This is a genomic window from Actinosynnema sp., assembly GCF_052038725.1.
In genome coordinates this window covers 1-2,512 of sequence record NZ_JBQGCX010000856.1, presented here as the reverse complement: position 1 = coordinate 2,512, position 2,512 = coordinate 1, and the positions used below count along the sequence as shown (strand labels likewise).

Genomic DNA, 2,512 nt, shown 5'->3' with positions numbered 1-2,512 from the left:
GTTCGACTCCAGGAACGCGATCTTGGCGGCGCCGGTCTCGGCGGTCTGCGAGCGGCGGGTGAGGTCGCCGATGACGAGCACGTCGGGGTCGCGCTCGGCGACGGCCTCCCAGTTGATCTGGGGCCACTCCTCGCGGGTGTCCTGGAACGAGTTGCTCGCGCCGAGCGCCGTGACGACCACGCCGGGCGCGCCGCAGCAGCCGCCCAGGTACGGGGCCTCGGAGTTGGCGAACCAGAACGCCAGGTCGACGCCCTCGGCCTCGAGGCCGTCGGTGGCGGCGCCCATGCGCTGCTGGAGCGAGGCGACCAGGTCGTCGCCGCGCTGGGCGACGCCGAAGACCTTCGCCAGGTCGCGGATCTCGCCGTAGACGTCGTCCATGGTCAGCGGGGTGGTGCGGACGCCGTCGCCGTCGCCGCTGTTGTCCTTGGCGCCGCAGTCGGTGGGCGAGAGGTAGGTGGGGACGCCGAGCTGCTCGAACTGGTCGCGGGTGGCGACGCCGCCGGTGCCGAGGACGGACTCGAAGGAGGCGGCGACGAAGTCGGGCTCGGCCTCCAGGACGCGCTCGAACGAGGGCGCGTTGTCGGCCAGGCGCGGGACCTTCTCGTTGGCGGCGGCGTGCTCGGGCAGGACCGGGTCGGTCCAGGTGGCGGTGCCGACCATGCGGTCTTCGAGGCCGAGGGCGTACATGATCTCGGCGCTGCCCTGGTTGAGCGCGACGGCGCGCTGCGGGGGCGCGGCGACGGTGACCTTCCGGCCGCAGTTGTCCAGGGTGACGGCGGCGGTGTCGGCGGCGGCGGGGGCGTCCTGCGCGGGGGCGGAGGAGCAGGCGGTCGCGGCGGCGAGCGCGACGAGCAGGGCGGTCGCGCGCGGGGTTGTCGAGCGCAGGGGTGTGGCGGGGCGTGCTGGGCGCACAGCGGTTCCTCACGTCGAGGGCTCGGTCGCGGAGCCCGTCCGTACGGTGTCCCCGCCTCGGGGGCGGGGAGCCAGTCGGGTACTCGGACTCGGCGCCGGCTCTCCCGCCGGACCACCTCACCGCTGCGCGTCAGTCCCGGATTCGCACCGGGTTCCCCCGCCCGGTCCACTGCGGACCGGCTCTAGCCGGTGGAGAAGCTAACACAGACGGGTGAGGGCCCTAGTGGTTGCAACAGTGCAGGTCGGCTGCCCGGAATGACCGCGCGTGACCGCCTTGACCAGGTATGAAGGGATCATGCCTGAGGAAGTGCCGGATACCGGGGAAGCGGCGAGACTCGTCCGATCGGGTGATGAGGCGGACGCCACACCCCGGCCGGTCGGCGACGCCGCGGAGGAGCTCGCCGAACCGCCGGAGCCCCCGGCGTGGGCGGTCTGGGTGGCGCGGGTGATCGCGGTCGGCGTCGTGGTCCCGGCGCAGCTCGGCTGGGAGTGGCTGAAGCTGACCGCGCGGACCGCCCGCGCCGTCGTGCTCCGCCCGCTCGCGGCGCTGGCCCGGATGGTCGGCCGCGCCTTCGGCAGGTCGGGGCGGTTCCTGCGCGACCGCGTCCTGCGGCCCCTCGTCCGGGGGCTCACGGCGGGGTTCCGGCACTTGGTGATCCGCCCGGCGCGCGCCCTGCTGCGCCTGCTGGGGCGGGCGAGGGCCGCGCTGTTCCGGGGGGTGATCGGCGTGCTCTCCCGGCTCGGCCGGGGCGCCCGGTCGTCGGGGCGGGGCCTGCGCCGCTGGGTGCTGCGCCCGCTGGGTCGGCGGGTGCTGCTGCCGCTGGCGCGCGGGGCGCTGGCGGTCCTGGAGGTCGGCTTCGACGGGCTCGCGCACGGCGTCGAGTGGGTCTGCACGCGGCTCTACCGCGTCGCCCTGCGGCCGATCGGACACGGCGCGCGCTGGGGTTGGCGCAGGTCGGCGGTGGTGCTGCGGGCGGTCGGGCGGGGTGTGGCGCGGGCGCTGCGCGGGGTGCGGGACGTGCTGGCGGCCGGGGTGCGGGTGCTGGTGGCGCGACCGCTGAGGTGGGCGTGGGAGGAGGTCGTGGTGCGCCTGGCGCGGTGGACCCGCGACGGGGTGCGGCTGCTGCTGCGGGGACTCGGGTGGGTGGCGCGCGGGATCGGGCGGGGGCTGGCCGAGGTGGTGCGGACCGCGTGGGCGGTCGTGCGCCGGGTGGTGTCGGCGCTGGCGCGGCTGGGGGTCGGGAGCCTGGTGTGGGCGCACCGGCGGGTCGGGGCGCCGCTCGGGCGCGGGCTGCGCGCGGTGGGGCGGGTGCTGGTGGTGGCGCCCGCCCGGTGGGTGCACCGGGAGGTGCTGACGCCGGTCGGGCACGCGCTGCGCGCGGTCGGTCGTGCGGTGGGTCGTGGGGTGCGGTCGGTGTGGCGGTTGGTGGTGGTCGAGCCCGCGCGGTGGGTGCGGGAGTCGGTGGTCGGTCCGGTGCGGGTGGCCGGGCGGCGGGTGCGGGCGCAGGTGCGGGCGGCCTTCGGCGGGGCGCGGGGGGGAGCGGTGTCCGGGTCCGAGCCGCGGGGGCGGGACGTCGACGGGTCCTGCGCGGCTGAGTTG

2 protein-coding genes and 1 riboswitch are annotated in these 2,512 nt (G+C 76.9%); of the genes, one reads left to right on the top strand and one right to left on the bottom strand.

From position 1 onward, the window contains the following. On the bottom strand, positions 1–912 hold a 912-nt coding region (locus tag ACTUAL_RS17545), incomplete at its 3' end, for an ABC transporter substrate-binding protein (protein WP_440901031.1). A gap of 77 nt (positions 913–989) precedes the next feature. Next, a riboswitch (cobalamin riboswitch) is annotated at positions 990–1,070 on the bottom strand. 137 nt (positions 1,071–1,207) lie between these two features. On the opposite strand from ACTUAL_RS17545, the gene ACTUAL_RS17540 reads away from it, so the two are divergent. Next, positions 1,208–2,512: hypothetical protein (locus tag ACTUAL_RS17540; protein ID WP_440901030.1), on the top strand; the 1,305-nt coding region annotated here is incomplete at its 3' end.